Genomic DNA, 15,129 nt, shown 5'->3' on the forward strand with positions numbered 1-15,129 from the left:
TCTATAACCACTACGCGATATCTATTCTTACATATATTTACTTTCCTCCTCTTTACACTCCGGTTGCCCTGTTTTATAATTCAGACATGACGAATACTATAATTTTAGTATTCAACGTATAGTAATTAAGTCAGATTATATTTGGAGGTTTGTATGAGTACTATCTCTAGGACCCAACAGAAATCTGCTCTGCTGGTTGTCGGTTTAGCTATTTTCTTGGACATGTTAATTTACGGGCTTGTAGTACCTATCCTTCCTAAGTATGCGGCATCGCTTGGTGTCTCACAGTCAGAAATAGGGCTTCTATTCGGGAGTTATGCCCTGGTATTGTTTATTGCAACTCCAATTTTCGGGGCACTATCTGACCGGATTGGGCGCCGGGGTCCTATGCTGTGGGGACTGCTTGGTCTTGCTGCGTCCACGCTTATCTTTGCTTTTGCGGAGAATTTCGGGATGCTCATAACTGCAAGAGCTTTGCAGGGGCTGGCCGCAGCCGTTACTTGGACCTCAGGCCTCGCCATTCTTGCCGACCTCTATCCTTCCGAGGAACGTGGAAAAGCTATGGGACTTGCCCTGTCAGGGCAAGCGGCGGGAATGTTACTAGGGCCAGCGCTAGGCGGATGGCTGTATCAATTAGGTGGCTATAAGCTGCCGTTCTTCCTTGCGGCCGGCCTTGCCATCGTGGATGGGCTGCTTCGTCTCTTTTTGTTACGTGACTTGCCGGAGAGGAAATCCCGTGATTTCGTATCTCCTTTTGGCATGCTTCGCAACCGAAAAATCATGCTGATTGCAGGGGTCATCATTATTGGCGCGGCTGTACCCAGCGTCCTGGAGCCTACACTGCCGCTGCATCTGCAGGAGAAATTTAAAGCTGAACCGGGTTACATTGGCATGCTGTTTATCATTCCTACTTTAGCCTACGGTATGGCCACCCCCTTAATAGGTGCTCTATCTAGCAAAATGGGCAATATAAAAACCCTGCTCATTGGACTTGTTATGGTCTCCGTCAGCTTGCCGTTAGCCGCCCTTCCAAATTCGATCTGGATACAAGCGGCGGCCTTGGCCCTGCTGGGAGTTAGTATGGGGATTGTACTTGCCCCCTGCCTTCCTGAGCTTGCCGACATTTCGGAACAAAGCGGGCAGGCTTCTTACGGCACCACCTTTGCCATATATAACACAGCCTACTCCATCGGTATGATGATCGGGCCGATCTCAAGCAGCTTACTTGCGGATTCCTTCGGCCTAAAGCTCTCGTACCTGTGCATAGGCGGTGTTGCCCTTCTGTATATGCTGATCCTGCTGCCATTAACCCGAAAAACTGCTGTGAAAACAAACAGGCAATTTAAGCTTTGAGGCATCCATTCGGGATGCTGTGTATCTCTAGATCCCTTCATAGTTCCAGAAAAGAATCAGCCCGTAAAGGACGTAATGTCATCCTTACGGGCTGTTTCATTTGGAAAGGAACAAGCCATCTTTAAGGGCAGTGGCTCACATATAATTGTTCCCGATAATAATACATATTATGGTAATGTTATTTTCAAGAGGTGAAATAGGGAGGATTTTTTATGTGGAGTACCACAATGAGTAGCATTATAGTTATAATTCTCATTATTTCTCGTTATTTCTTGAGAAGGTGGATTGTTGGAACTAATGAGAAAGAAGAACTTCCACGTATAGGCAGGAGGGTAGATACATGGGGTCTGGTTATACTAGCTCTCATGGGTATTACCACTTGTATTGTTCTTTTGTTGAACATAAACAGGAAGGCAATACTCTAAAATGGTTTTTTATTTTATTCATAACAATAGCGTATGGTTTCCGATCATTTATAGATTGGAAGTATCTACGAGATTCCAAAGAATATATGGTTTCACTTATTGTACTTATTCTCGGTGTAACTTTATTTTTCTCTCTTCTCTAGCTGGTGGGCAGTCAGGACAATACTTTCTCGTCCATGGCTGCCAATGTTTTAATCATGAAACCTGTCTTAGACTTTTTGGTAACCTTGGCATCCAACTGGGTCTTCACAGCCTTGTCGCCCCAGGCATGTCATAACCAGCCATTTAGTCTTTCAACTCCTGTCACTCGGTATCCCATACCTCTCTTACCACTGAGCGGAACAGATCATCAAGCTGCTGATCCCGGTCCCCTTCAGCCGACTCCATCCCGGATGCAGTCTGACTAAAATGCTCTATTCGCTCCTCCAAGTAGTCGTTAATTGGATTGATCCTCGGCTCATAGTCCATCTCATCCCCTGCTTTCTTCCGCGCCAGCAATTCACCAATGACTCTCCTGAGCTGCGTTCCCTCCACTACTAAATCATCCACGAGACGGTCAAACTCCATCGGCGGCATGGTGCCGTGCTTCTCAATCCACTCGCAGGCCAAAATCGGACGGAGCACGTAGAAGTATTTTTTGATTTTAACCTGGTCGCCTTGAAGATAATCCCGGTAGTTCCCCTTTGCCATATGCAGATAGTGGTACACACACGACTTCGGGGAAAAGGTATATGTAGAAAGACGGCGAATTTGTTTGGCCACCGCATGATTCTCGGTGTACACAATCGGGGACTGAAGCCACTCGAGCAGCGGTGGGTTCGATTTGCGGAACAGCTGTAAGGCTTTTCTTAAATCCCAGCCGTTAATATCCAGCATGTCACTGATCGGGCGCTCAATCACATCCCGTTTCTCAAAAATCGATAAATACCACGAGACCGGCCTAATATAAATAAATCTGACATCGTAGTCGCTGTCCTTGGATGGGAAGCCCCACGCCCGGCTGCCGGACTCACAGGCGTATAAGATTCGGACTTGTTCTTCCTGCTCAATTCGTTGTAGCTCTTCTAGGATTTGCTGTTTGATGTCGGTCATGTTCGTTAGCCTCCTTCTGTACATTCATCAGGAAGAGCGGACCGTGGATGAGATAGCTTCACGTCCGCCCAAATCCTCACTATTCATCTACATCCATCCGATTAACCTGCTCCACTAGCGGAGAATACCCTTGCACCGATTGGGCGATATAAGAAAGCACGGTGTCGCTCCAACCGTAGATGTAAAAGGTCTGCGGATCGTGATCCGGTACCATCGCGTGCCGGTAAGGAGCAATGTCGATGATGAACGCCTTTACATCCCGGTTGATCTTGGACCGGTAAAGTCTTAGCTGCTCGTAGAACGGGCTGCCGCTGTTCTGCTGCTCATCAGTGATAATAATAATCTGATCTACCTTCCGCCGCTCCCGAATCAGCTTCCGCACAGGCGCCCCCGTATCGGTTCCCCCACGCGCATGAATTTGCGACGCCTGCGTTAAGATGCTGTCCTTCCGCGAAGGCTTCGCGTCCACCACTTCTGTATCAAACAACCAGAACAGGGAGTTCCCCCGTGTCTTCTTATACATAGCAAGCGCAAATACGGAGCCAATCTCCAAATACTGCCCATTCATCGAGCCGGATATATCCAGGAAAATCGCTGTTTGCTCCCCAAGCTCAGGCAGATTGTTAAACGTCAGCTCAGCAGCTTCGCGAAGTGCATCCCGGAGTTCCGGATGTTCCACTTGACGGAAGGCTGCTGCCAGGCGGAACGGCAGGATTTTGGCTTTCTTAAGTGCCTGCTCATCCGTTAGACGGTTCACAATATAGTCCACATTGGCCTGCTTCTCCAGAACTCCGGCCCGCTGGAGCGTATTTAGATGCCGCAGAAGAGCGAATGTTGGCATCTGGAACAGCAGGGCTTCCCACACCATCTTGGACGGCTTGATCGCCCCGGTCACCGTTTCGTACGGCAGCTTGCCGTGCTCAATCCACTTGATCTGCTCCTCTTCGTCAGTCGTTAGCTTTAACTGCTCCAGAGCTTCCACCTGCGGCAGCAGCGTCAGATTCGTCTCTAGTCCCCGTAGATACCGGAATAAAGCCTGCTGCTTCAGATCCTGCGGCTTCGGATGCGCCGTTGCGATAGCATCCCCCAGACTATATCCGCGACCCCGTCCGTTATATTTCATAGCCCAGTATTCAGACACTTGGGATAGAAAGCGGTTGACCTGGCGTTTGACCGCCCGGCCCCCTTCTCCGCGTCCCAGTCCTTGTAGTATGGTCAAGAAATCGGATAAATCCGAAGGAATGCGTACCACCTGCAGGAAAATCTTCGCGAACAGATCCTGCCGATACATGGAGAGAACGGCTAATCCGTACAAAGGCTGCAGCCGCATAAAACCTTCGTTCCGGGCAAACACAATTGCTTTAGCCATAAATTCCGGGCTGCCGGCCGCCATTTCATGGTGCAGCTGCTCCGCTCCCGCAAGCAGCTCATTTTGATCCGCATAGAAGGTATTGCTCAAAGTGTTGGTCAGCAGAGTCTGCAAGTACTGCTCCTCCGCAGACCTTGTGAATGCCGGGTAACGATCTTTATTTAGAGTATCCGGTCTCAAGGAGCCGAATAATTTCTTAGCCATACTCATAATTTGAAACCTCCTTATCATACTTGGTGAGGAAAAAGCGGGATAGGCTTGCTGCAGGAGTCGAACCTGCCATAACGCCCAGCGTGTTGTCATTGCTCGATAAGCTCGAAGTAGCCCATCCCAGCGCCTCACAAAGCCTAAGTTCATTAAAACGAAGCGAGGGAATAAAGTGAAAAGGTCGTTAGTGCCCTGTAGGCACCATCAGTACTTAACCCAAATAAGTCGAAGGAACCCTTTCTGGCGCCTCGCTTCATGATTTACTTTAAATGAAGAACCGAGGAAGTGGGTCGGAAAGGAACAATGCCGCTCTACCTACTGAGCTATTCCCCGTTAGGGAAAGTTGGACTCGAACCAACGACCAGCCGATTAAAAGTCGAAGTAACCCTTCCATGCGCCTCGGTTGTTCTTCAGTCAGCCGACGCTTGAATCGCGTTCGGCCTTCTGAAGCTATTGTCGCTGATTTCAGAAGCCGCGAACACGGCAAAAGTATTACGACCGGCATAAACTTTTCCATTTTGGCCCAATTGGCTGGTACAATATAAGAAGTTTCTTTCTTGAACGGAGGATTATTGTGGCTAAGGAAAGCTTTGATAAAGAGATCCAATTCCTGCGCATGCTGGTGCTGACCAGCGGGGCATTTAATAGACAGCAATTTGCGGAGCGGCTGGGCATTTCCGTACATACCTTTGATAAAACGATACGGCGGCTCAAGGAAGTGGCGGGCTCGGTGCATCCTTCTTCTCAGGAGCAGAGCCAGGAAATTTCCGAGACGCTGCGGTACAGCTATTATGACTCCACGGACCCGCTGCTGCTGTTCCTGTTCCGGGCCAAGTCGGTCAAGGAAACCGAAAGCCAACGGATATCGCTGCTGCTTGGGGCCATGAATGAGCAGGCTCGGACCGCGATGGAGCTCCTGGATGTTTGCTGTGACAGTCTGCCTGCAGATCTTGCGCTGCCGGACGAGAAGACTATACGGTCAGATCTCAAGTATCTGGAACAGGTTGGCGTAATTCGGAGGGAGCCGGGACCTCGTCCCTATCGGTACCGCATTCAAGACGATCTCGTCCGGTGTTTAACCGATGAGGAGCTTATCGATTTGTATGATTTTGTGGATGTGATGGCGAACACCCAGGTGCCTTCCGTCCAAGGTTACCTGCTGCGGGATGGGCTTAAGAAGCATCTTCTCCGTAGTGAGATGGAGCCGCACGCAGCCGAGCCTTTTCTATATAAGTACCATTATTATTCGCGGATTCTGGACGAGGCGCATCTGTTCACCCTGCTCAGCGCCATTCGTCACCGCCGCAAAGTCCAGTTCCTCTACTTCTCCCCGAAATCGGAGAAAAGCTATGCTTCCAAAAACACGAACCCGTTATTCGAACGGGAGACGAAGGGCAAGCAGGAGAAGACACTCCCGCTCAAGATCGTCTACGATCATCAATACGGGCGGTGGTACCTGCTCTCCTATGGCAGAGAAGGCATACGAAAATACCGTATGGAAGGGATCACCCAGATCGTGGAGGAGGATGAGCCGGTAGCCGAGGAACTATTTATGGCCAGGCTGGAGGAGCTTGCCGAAAGAACGCGCTACAGCTGGCTGATCGATACTGGGCGGCCCGTGAAGGTGCGTGCGCGGTTCTATAACCCGGGAGGGTCGGAGCCGAATTTTGTAAGAGAGCGGGTCCATCTGCAGGGACAATGGGGACAGATCGTGGAGGAGGAAGAAGATTCTTTCATCTATGAGATCACAGTCAACGGAACTACGGAGATCCGCCCGTGGCTGCGCAGCTTCGGATCAAGCTGTGAGGTTCTGGAGCCCCTTCAGCTGCGAAGAGAAATGATTGTCGAGTGGAAGGAGATTCAGACCTATTATGAACCTGTTTGAGAAAATATTTAACCACCAGATCCTCTCTCGGCTAGAGGATTCCGGCACCTTCATGGTCACCTCGCACGAACGTGCTTGGCTGAAGACAATGCTGGATCATCCCGCGGCGGCAGATGCTTTTACAGAAGAGACTCTAAGTAAGCTGCGCGGCATCCTTGAGCCGGATGAGGTCATGGATATCTCTCACCATCTGGTGGAGAAAGCCAAGAGCAGGGAGAAGCAGGTGTACCATCCGCTCCTGCGGACCTTGCGCCGTCATATTACGGATAAATCCGCAATCCGTCTAACTTACGAAATCAAGGGTGGGCGTGTGAACACCGACCATGCGGGTCTCCCGTACAAGCTGGAATACTCCATGGTCAAAAGAGAGTGGTATCTGCTCTGGTACCGTCTCCGGCATCAGGCCATGATGTGCACGAGGCTGAAGAACATCCGCACCGTCACAGCCGAGCCGATCAAAGCGTCCACAGCAGATTCCATCTTGGAGAAGGTGACCCAACTCCATGACTCCCGGAAAAGAGAAGTTGTCGTTGAAGTGGTCCGGGAGTACAACCGGGAGCTGTCCCGTATTCTGTATGCCTTCTCCAGCTTCGAGAAGTCGGTACAGTATGACCCGGAAAGCGATACCTACCAGGTAACGATATGCCTGCCCGAGGGGGAAAGCGAGTATCTGCTTTCCAAGATTCGTTTTCTCGGGAAGCGGGTCCGTGTAGCCCAGGGGGATTACTTAAAACAGCGGATGCTGGAGGCTTCGACGAAGGCGTTGGAGCGGTATGGGGTTGGTTCGGGGGCGGAGGAGTTGTCGTCTTAGATAGCACTGAATACCTACTACAGATTGCGAAAAACTCTACCCCTGGCATTTAAACGCTTAAGCCAACATCATGATAAATAAATCGTTCTGCTGCACGCTTGGGCAACGACCGGGTCATGAGTCACAATCATCAACGTCTTGCCCTTGTCATTCAGTTGCTTTAATAGAATTAATATCTCGTCCCTGTTCTTCTCGTCCAGAGATCCGGTTGGTTCATCAGCGAGAATGAAATCACATTTCTTGAGTAAAATCCTTGCAATAGCCACACGTTGCTGCTCCCCGCCAGATAACTCATAAATATGCTGCTTAAGCGGTAGGCTAAGGCCAACCTCTGCTAAAGCAGCTTCTTTCATCTTCTTCCGCTTCTCTCTGGACATATTTTGATATAGGAGAGGGATCTCAAGGTTAGCCTCAATGGTAGCCTGCTCTATTAGCGCAAAATTCTGGAACAGGTATGCAATGCGGTCCCTTAATAGATGAAGAGCCCCCTGAGAATGAGGAGAAGGAATCGATTTACCGAACAATTTAATTTCCCCCGATTCTGGTTTCTCCAGCATTCCAATTATATTAAGCAGAGTTGATTTACCCGAGCCGCTCGGTCCCATGACTGCAACCATTTCTCCCGGCTCTATGGCAAGGCTGACCCCTTCTAGCACACGATGTTGATGATAGGACTTATTTACATTGATCACCTGACAAATGGGATTCATGATTATAGACCGCCTCCCTTAATCACCTTAATCAGAGCTTGTCTCCCGACAATAATTAACCCCAGTACACTTCCTATGAGTTCAGTCATGAAGATGATCACCATAACAACTGCATGAATCGGTGTAACCTCCTGCATAAGCAGATAAGAAGCCACTAATTGCAGCAGCCACAAGAACAAGAACCCAAGGAAAAATTCTCGATAAGCCCTGAAAATTCCCAGTCCAAAAAGTCTTCGCACAACGAAGGCCGACTGATAGCGTTGGAACAAAATCAGTAAATACTGAATAACAAGAATAACAAAGCCTAGAGTTAATGCAACCAAAATCAGTATGGAGACTTTTAATTCGGTCTGCAAGTCATGTAACTGCTTAAGTAACTGTTCATTAACAGACACTAGCGTCTTCAAATTATCACTTAGTCCAAGCTCTCGAAGAACAGGCTTAAGCCGTTCATAAGTAAGGGCAGTATCCCTTTGAATCAACTTCACCTTCATAGGGTCAGCACTCCCATTGCCAAGGATCGTATTCCGATCGGAGGTGAAACTATTCTTTTCTGTCACGACTTCAATAATAGGATCAAGAATGGAGAACTTCTCCGTAGGGAACACATCTGGGTTAAAGCTGAATACAGACTGCTCATTTGCAAGCCATACGATACGAATCTTTTGATTCATTAGAGAATCCGGAACCTTTAGTTTGTAATGATTCTCCTCATACCTTGACCATACTTGTCTATTTTCCCGAAAAAATTTCATAATCTCATCTTCATGGGAACGATACTTGTCAGGTACTAGAATGATCCAGGATGCCTCGTCCTCGCGGATATCTACCTGCTTCTGATGAATATCCAAAAGCGGATAGGCCTTTAAATAATTGTTGTTCACTTTTACAGTGCGTATTCCTTTGTAAGCAGAATCCAGCTTTAAAGCATTCTGCTCATAAGCACGCGTGTTGATTAGCAAGGAGCCCATATCATTCAGAATCGGATACAAACGATTTGCAATTATCGAGAAGACATGGCCGTTGTCCCTGGCCAAATCCTCCTTATCCTGTCCTTGGTATAACGGATAAAACACGCCGTAATCCTTACTTTTCTCCCAATCCTTTAACATTTGTTCCTGATTATTCACTTGCGAGTACTGAAGAATAACCTGAGCTCCAATTAAGATTAGAAGGAGCGAACATACTAACTTAACAGTTGCATTCAGCAAGAATACAAAAGTAGTATTCCTACGGCGTTTCACCATTTGTGAAATCTGCATTCTATGGAGAAGAACATAGGGGAGCAGTGAGACCACAACTATGGCAGCATACCCAATGAGAATTGATTTTAATAGTGTAAGCAGAAAATCAAAACTAGAATTAGGAATAATAAAGTAAACCATCAGCGAGATTAATAGAGAAAGCAACCCTCCGACTAACAATGTTTTGCCCGTCATCAAATACCAAATCCGATATCTTGAAACACCAAACATATGGTAGATACCTATTACGTTAAATTGATGAAATAAACTGTAGATTAGTAGAAGTAAGAAAAGAACAACTACTACGACTTGGATATTCTTTAAAATTGTAGGAAGTGAAGATGACCGGGCGTTATTTAAATCCATATCCTGATTCTTGAAGGAGTCTGCCTTGAAAGGTTCCTTCAATTCATTTTTGAAATGAGTATTCACCTGACTCACGAACTCATGAATAAATTGTTCATAGATCTTTGAACTCTTGGTCTCCACGTAATACAAACCAGCCACCGGAACATATTGATACGCTAACCGCAATGGCATAACCCGAATAGAGTCATTACCGCCAAACTCTGCAATCCGACCAACTTGATTCGGTTCACCCATTGGTGACGTAGAGAGATAATGCTCATCTTTCTCCATATCAGTTGGGGTTAGTAATCTGCCTTTTACAAGATGGAGACTTTTGAACAAATGAGTCGTTCCATTTGTCAGCAGGACATATTTAACTAATTCGGTCTGATTATTAACTGTGGATTTAAGCCCAGGTCTTATTAAATTCACTTTAGCCTTGGAAGCAGAATTATGTAGGATCGGATAGATTATATCTGGGTCAGCAAGAATCAGCTGATCTGGAATCACAAATGCAAGCCCTATTGAACGTTCCAGACTAGCTATCCTATTGATTTCCGTTAGATCTGCCTGAATATAGACACGAACAATAGTGAGAATAGTCATTAACGCAAGAAAACTAGCTATGATTTTCTTCAAAATCGTAACGACTCCTTAAAAATTACTTATTTTGAATGAAGAAGACCATCATAAGATGATGATCTTGAATTATGTTTCACTTCTTATAATGCATCAATAGAGTTAAAAGTTATGCTATTTCCATGCACAAAAAAACTTCACCCCAACTTGGTGAAGTTTTTCGGTGACTATTACCACTATCTCAGCATAAGCATAAGCTCATATAACAGGATAACACTTTAATATCTGTGAATATACCGGCAAAAGGTAAGGGCCTGCTTCGACCATCTTACTATCACAATCATTCTCAACTGATTTTATAGTGGCCATATCAATATCAGGGAACTGAACATGATTTCTATAGTGAGATAAGGCCTCCGCCATATTATTTGTTTTTGCTATATTACATTTAAAAGGAAGTTCCGCATCCTCAAAATGGGAAATCACAGAGACTCTTATGGCCGGGATCATATAATCTCCCCAGTTCCAATTCAGATACAGAAATCCTGTCTTTCTTTATTAATTTATTTAATGTTTGAATGGTATACATATTATAGGCCGCCTCAGCATTACATTGCTTTCTGTCGTTAGAAAATAATAAACTTGGGTCCCCAGTTATGGTTATTATTTCGCTATAAGCCTTTATTGCTTTATTTTTATGGAAGTCGATCACTTGAAGTAAACCCCCAGGTCTCTTTTTTTGATGTCCAACAGTCTGGGTTGGTTACCCCCTCCCTCCTCATTCGGCCCTCGTTAAAAAAAGCTAACCAACCCTCAACCGATACAACCTTTCCGTAACCTCATCCAACCGCTCTTTGATCAAAATAACCTCCGAATATTTCCCGGGAATCCCGTCATATCCGAAGTAGATCCCCGCGAGTCCTCCGGCAATCGCGCCGATCGTATCGGAGTCTCCGCCTAGGTTGGCCGCCTTTTGCACAACTTCACTAAAATCCTCCGAATGCAAAAGAATGTGCAAAACCCACCTGAAGGTATGTACAACATACCCGCTGGGTTCACAATCCGACAGCTCTTGGATGATGTGTTCATAGGAGGTTTCTGCAACCTCGCTAAGGATAGCACTTCGCAGGTCTTCACCCTGAAGCAGCCGGTTCGCTAACCGGTTATAGATCAGACACGCTTCACTGCTGCTCTCTTCATAATGGGTCATCTTCGACTGCATTCGGGTTACCCGTTCCATGTCAGCTAGGTCTGCATAGGCTAATGCAACAGGAAGGCATCTCATCAAAGCTCCATTCCCCCCGCTCTTGCCCATCTCAAAGTCCGTCAGGAAAGAAGCTTCAAACCAATCACCCCGATAATTTTCAAAAACCCGGCGAATGATGTTCCCAATATCCTTAGGCCTCGATTCGTACCACTTCAGAAAACGGCGCCCGATCGGCTCCATAGGCTCGGCCGGGTCTTCCAGTATGCCCTCGGCCACACATAGTGTCATCATCGTGTCGTCGGTAACTTCGCCGGGCTCCAGCCTCCATACTCCTCCACCAACAATATCCCGGAGATACCCATGCTTGGCCTTGATCTCCTCCGGGGTCATAAATTCTGTCGTTCCTCCTAGGGCATCCCCAACGGCCACCCCGTATAACCCGCCCTTGATTCTATCGTATAGATGATCCTCCATTTCTTTCGTCCCTCTCCTCTCACTGTGCTTATTTTCAGATACCAAAAAACTCCCTTGCCGTCTCCGTTGTCGCACTGGCCACCTCTTCCACAGGTCTTCCGAGACACCGGGCTACAGTCTGCAGAATATGCGGCAGAAACGCTGGTTCGTTCCGTCCACCTGACGGCTTTACTTTTAAATCACGCGGGGTTAGGAATGGGGAATCCGTCTCAATCATAAGCCGGTCCAGCGGAATCATCCGGACAAGCTCCCTAAGATGCTTGCCTCTTCGTTCATCGCAGATCCATCCCGTAATCCCTATGTAGAAGCCCATTTCAAGATAGGCTTTAAGCTCGCTCTGAGTCCCGGTAAAACAGTGGACCACCGCCTTAGAGACAACGTGTTCCTTAAGAATCGCCGTGAAATCTGGAAAGGCATCCCGTTCATGCAAAAACAGGGGCATATCAAGCTCAGCCGCCAACCGAATTTGCTCGGTAAACCATGTTCGCTGGACGTCTCGTGGTGAGAAGTCCCGGTTATAGTCCAGGCCGCATTCCCCTATGGCAACCACCTGCTCAAGTCCCGCTAGTTCTTTCAGCTTCGCAACCGTCTCCCTATTGCAATTCTTGGCATCATGAGGATGTATCCCGGCTGTAGCATACAGCTTGCCTGGGTAACGCCCGGCATAACGGGCAGCATCAACGCTGTTCCTCAGGCTTGTCCCTGTAATAATAAGAGGGGTCACGTGGTTCGCCAATGCTCTTTCGACGACCTGCTCCCGATCCTGGTGAAATGACCGGTGCATTAAATTCACACCAATATCTATAATTTGATTATTCATGACTGGGTAGCTCCTCCTTCTACTTCTGTGCCGTCCCATACCGAGCAGCTCTCCGGTGGAACACGATCTGCCAGCCATACTTCGTTACCCGCATAATAAAAAGTGACTCCTGCTTGCTTCGCACTGCCTGTATCCACCTTCAGAATCACAAGCTCGCCCCGGCGGCTGCCCGCCAATGTGGCAAAATGGGTGCCCTCTGATAAGTGAACATACTGCCGGCCCATGGGACGCAGCCCTTCTTCTACAATTGACGGCAGCGCCATATTATTCGTGCCATGATACAACACGTTCGGTGGCTCACCTGGGGTATAGCTGACTTTATCATGACTGTGCCCGTACCTGGCTCTAATCCGGCCATTTTCGATTGCAAAACGCTGCTTATCCGAATTGCGGACTACCTGCTCTATATCTTCCTCAGTAACCCGTGACCACTTAGGCTGCTTCCGAATAGCCTTCAATATGGAATCCACCGGACATGAACCATCCTCAGGGTCCAACACCACACCAAAAGCCTTAGGCGAATGACGGAGCACTTTGGTCATGAATTTGCTTAAGCTTTTTTCCATCGCTTGATTTAACATGTTCTCACTTCACTTCCTATTGTTTCTTGCATTAAACTTCTTATGTAATTGGAATTATACCTGTTCCGGTTGAGTTCTGGTGGGATTTTTTGGTTAGACCCAAACGTTCCTATCCCTAACATGTAAAAAAGGCCTGAATCCTTAGCGGACCCAGGCACTTATCAAATTTTATAAGGATGATTGCTCGATAACCCGATTTAACTGTCTAGTTAGATAAGGTGAAACCTCACCTCCCCCGGAAACGGCCTCGAACAGGGGAAAAGTATGCCCACCCCAAGGGCCTTGGGGATCAGAGACTTGTCTGCCGATTCGCAGGCCTCCTGCAACGACGTAACGATTCAACCGTTCCAATCCTTGGACAAGCAGCCCGGACGGCAGCGCCTTATTCCTGCGCCGGGACCACTCTGCCAAGAAGGACATGCCGCGCAATATGTCATATTCAAAAAACCTCGGAAAACACGGCTTCAGCCACTCCGTATCGATGACATTCCCATTTTGCTTGGAACATACAAGTTGATGTTCGATTAAATAACGGGCGCCTTCATCTAAAAAATGGGCCTCCTGTTCCGTAAATTCACGGTCGGTGAACCACAGGATAGCTTCAAGCGGAGGCAGGGTTGAAATGATAGAGCTCTTTTTCGAGTGTAAATAGGCATCAGGCTCACAGTTCAATCCGCCATCAGGCAGCTGGTGCTTTAAGAGCCATTCGCGAATCCAAGGCAGTTCCTTGTCCAAATCACAGCCATAGGCCATCAGAATCATATAAAATACGGCAAGCTCACAGTGGCAGCAATCCATTTTGAGTTTGTCCGACTTACTTGTTGGATAGTCCTCCGCGGATATGATGAAGGTTCGCCATACCTGCTTTTCGAGCAAAAGTTTGGCTTTGACAATCGCAGACTGGGGAATTTGCTTCACCTCCCCCATTTCATACAGAGCAGCCATGTGCCACCAGGGCCCATCCCATTTCCTGCGGCTCATCTCCCCTCTTCCCTCATCAAAATCCGAAGTTGTCTCAAGCAATCGGATGGAGTCTTCGATTGCCAGTCGGATCGTTTGATTTGTTTCCATATAGGGATCTCCCTTTGGTCTATCGCGGATTAAAATCTGCCGTAATTATATCATTTTGTGGAAAAGAAAGGTTATTGCTGGTCCTTTAGAAAATAGGCTGAGTCAGGTTCATCTTTAATGAAAAATAGATTGATAAACTTCTTCTGTGAAGTCCGACACTTTAGGAGACAGGCGACATAATAATTGATCCACATGACGGATAAGAGTCTCAAGATGTGCCGGACATATACTTCGCATTGAAATAGTCGGGCAGTTGGCTAACATTCTCATGGCCTCAATTAAACTTGCAGCCTTAAGACTTTCTCCATGTTGGTCGTCATAGGTGAGTAACAACGTATCCTCCAGCGAAAATATACGCGGCGGAAAAACATTTCCCCGCTCCTTCATGTATACGGCCTTGAGCATAGCATCTAAAGACCAGTTGCTCAAAATGAAGCATGGTTTAGGCATATTGAGATCAAGAAATATTGCGGTAATGTTCATGTAGGTCTGAACTAGATATCGCTGCTGTTCTAGCCGCTTCTGTATGAGAGGCTTATCCAAATGGCATACTGATATTTCTTCATACATAAAATGGAGCTCGTTTCCCATAAAAGCATTCTCCTGAATCCCTCATGTATACGCATATGCGTACCAATCCAAAATTTATTTTATGGTACGTTTTTGCGTATAGTCAAACTTATGGAGTGATTGTTCCTATGGCCAAGAAAGTTGTTATCAAAATTCCAGAACTACTAAGAAGTCGCAACATCTCACTTCGTGAGTTGTCCCGCCTTTCCGACGTAAGACACGCTGCCCTAAGTGAACTTTCCAATGGCAAACGAGAAAACATCAACTTCTCTCATATCGAAAAAATCGCCGACGCACTTGGCATCGACGATATAAGGGAGATTATTGATTTGGTTGAGGTTAGGAATGAATGAATTATCTCAACACATCTACTTACTCCCTGT

15 protein-coding genes and 1 tRNA gene are annotated in these 15,129 nt (G+C 47.1%); 6 read left to right on the forward strand and 10 right to left on the reverse strand.

Features of this window, described 5'->3' with window-relative positions; translation table 11 throughout:
- Positions 1-153 precede the first annotated feature (153 nt).
- From KJS63_RS15860 to KJS63_RS26590, 3 genes are all read left to right on the forward strand, one after another.
- Positions 154-1,353: an MFS transporter gene (locus tag KJS63_RS15860; RefSeq protein ID WP_213619970.1), complete on the forward strand. Its 1,200-nt coding sequence runs from the start codon at positions 154-156 to the stop codon at positions 1,351-1,353.
- 212 nt (positions 1,354-1,565) lie between these two features.
- On the forward strand, positions 1,566-1,778 hold the full coding sequence (locus tag KJS63_RS15865; RefSeq protein WP_213620097.1) for a hypothetical protein: 213 nt from the start codon (positions 1,566-1,568) through the stop codon (positions 1,776-1,778).
- Positions 1,694-1,921: a DUF4181 domain-containing protein gene (locus KJS63_RS26590; protein ID WP_213619971.1), complete on the forward strand. Its 228-nt coding sequence runs from the start codon at positions 1,694-1,696 to the stop codon at positions 1,919-1,921. Before KJS63_RS15865 ends, KJS63_RS26590 begins: the two co-directional genes overlap by 85 nt.
- A gap of 160 nt (positions 1,922-2,081) precedes the next feature.
- On the opposite strand, the gene KJS63_RS15875 is transcribed toward KJS63_RS26590, so the two are convergent.
- The 3 genes from KJS63_RS15875 to KJS63_RS15885 all read right to left on the reverse strand — a co-directional run bounded on the left by KJS63_RS15875 (position 2,082) and on the right by KJS63_RS15885 (position 4,840).
- Positions 2,082-2,870: a nucleotidyltransferase domain-containing protein gene (locus tag KJS63_RS15875; RefSeq protein WP_213619972.1), complete on the reverse strand. Its 789-nt coding sequence runs from the start codon at positions 2,868-2,870 to the stop codon at positions 2,082-2,084.
- A 79-nt stretch (positions 2,871-2,949) separates the two neighbouring features.
- The gene (locus tag KJS63_RS15880; protein WP_213619973.1) at positions 2,950-4,449 is read right to left on the reverse strand and encodes a TROVE domain-containing protein; all 1,500 of its coding nucleotides are present in this window, start codon (positions 4,447-4,449) and stop codon (positions 2,950-2,952) included.
- 331 nt (positions 4,450-4,780) lie between these two features.
- Positions 4,781-4,840: transfer RNA gene (locus KJS63_RS15885), tRNA-Ser, on the reverse strand.
- A 180-nt stretch (positions 4,841-5,020) separates the two neighbouring features.
- Here KJS63_RS15885 and KJS63_RS15890 point away from each other — a divergent pair.
- Both KJS63_RS15890 and KJS63_RS15895 read left to right on the forward strand, forming a co-directional pair.
- Complete coding sequence (locus KJS63_RS15890) at positions 5,021-6,331, forward strand: helix-turn-helix transcriptional regulator (RefSeq protein ID WP_213619974.1); 1,311 nt, start codon at positions 5,021-5,023, stop codon at positions 6,329-6,331.
- Positions 6,318-7,142, forward strand: coding sequence for a WYL domain-containing protein (locus tag KJS63_RS15895; protein WP_213619975.1), 825 nt, complete (start codon positions 6,318-6,320; stop codon positions 7,140-7,142). The genes KJS63_RS15890 and KJS63_RS15895 overlap by 14 nt, the downstream gene beginning before the upstream one ends.
- Before the next feature lie 68 nt (positions 7,143-7,210).
- Here KJS63_RS15895 and KJS63_RS15900 read toward each other — a convergent pair whose 3' ends face one another.
- The 7 genes from KJS63_RS15900 to KJS63_RS15930 form a co-directional block, all read right to left on the reverse strand.
- Positions 7,211-7,852 carry an ABC transporter ATP-binding protein gene (locus KJS63_RS15900; protein WP_213619976.1) on the reverse strand — a complete coding sequence of 214 codons (642 nt, stop codon included), beginning with the start codon at positions 7,850-7,852 and terminating at the stop codon, positions 7,211-7,213.
- Positions 7,853-7,854: 2 nt separating this feature from the next.
- On the reverse strand, positions 7,855-10,083 hold the full coding sequence (locus tag KJS63_RS15905; protein WP_213619977.1) for a DUF1430 domain-containing protein: 2,229 nt from the start codon (positions 10,081-10,083) through the stop codon (positions 7,855-7,857).
- A gap of 742 nt (positions 10,084-10,825) precedes the next feature.
- The gene (locus KJS63_RS15910) at positions 10,826-11,704 is read right to left on the reverse strand and encodes an ADP-ribosylglycohydrolase family protein (RefSeq protein ID WP_213619978.1); all 879 of its coding nucleotides are present in this window, start codon (positions 11,702-11,704) and stop codon (positions 10,826-10,828) included.
- Positions 11,705-11,738: 34 nt separating this feature from the next.
- The gene (locus KJS63_RS15915) at positions 11,739-12,524 is read right to left on the reverse strand and encodes a TatD family hydrolase (protein ID WP_213619979.1); all 786 of its coding nucleotides are present in this window, start codon (positions 12,522-12,524) and stop codon (positions 11,739-11,741) included.
- On the reverse strand, positions 12,521-13,105 hold the full coding sequence (locus tag KJS63_RS15920) for an RNA 2'-phosphotransferase (protein ID WP_213619980.1): 585 nt from the start codon (positions 13,103-13,105) through the stop codon (positions 12,521-12,523). Before KJS63_RS15920 ends, KJS63_RS15915 begins: the two co-directional genes overlap by 4 nt.
- 168 nt (positions 13,106-13,273) lie before the next feature.
- Positions 13,274-14,176, reverse strand: a complete 903-nt coding sequence (locus tag KJS63_RS15925) for a prenyltransferase/squalene oxidase repeat-containing protein (RefSeq protein WP_213619981.1) — start codon at positions 14,174-14,176, stop codon at positions 13,274-13,276.
- 114 nt (positions 14,177-14,290) lie between these two features.
- Positions 14,291-14,767 (reverse strand): hypothetical protein, encoded by a 477-nt coding sequence (locus KJS63_RS15930; RefSeq protein ID WP_213619982.1) that lies wholly within the window; start codon positions 14,765-14,767, stop codon positions 14,291-14,293.
- A gap of 107 nt (positions 14,768-14,874) precedes the next feature.
- On the opposite strand from KJS63_RS15930, the gene KJS63_RS15935 reads away from it, so the two are divergent.
- Complete coding sequence (locus KJS63_RS15935) at positions 14,875-15,099, forward strand: helix-turn-helix domain-containing protein (protein ID WP_213619983.1); 225 nt, start codon at positions 14,875-14,877, stop codon at positions 15,097-15,099.
- The last annotated feature ends 30 nt before the right edge of the window (positions 15,100-15,129 follow it).

It is taken from the genome of Paenibacillus sp. J22TS3 (genome assembly GCF_018403205.1).
Taxonomy (GTDB): domain Bacteria; phylum Bacillota; class Bacilli; order Paenibacillales; family Paenibacillaceae; genus Fontibacillus; species Fontibacillus tuaregi.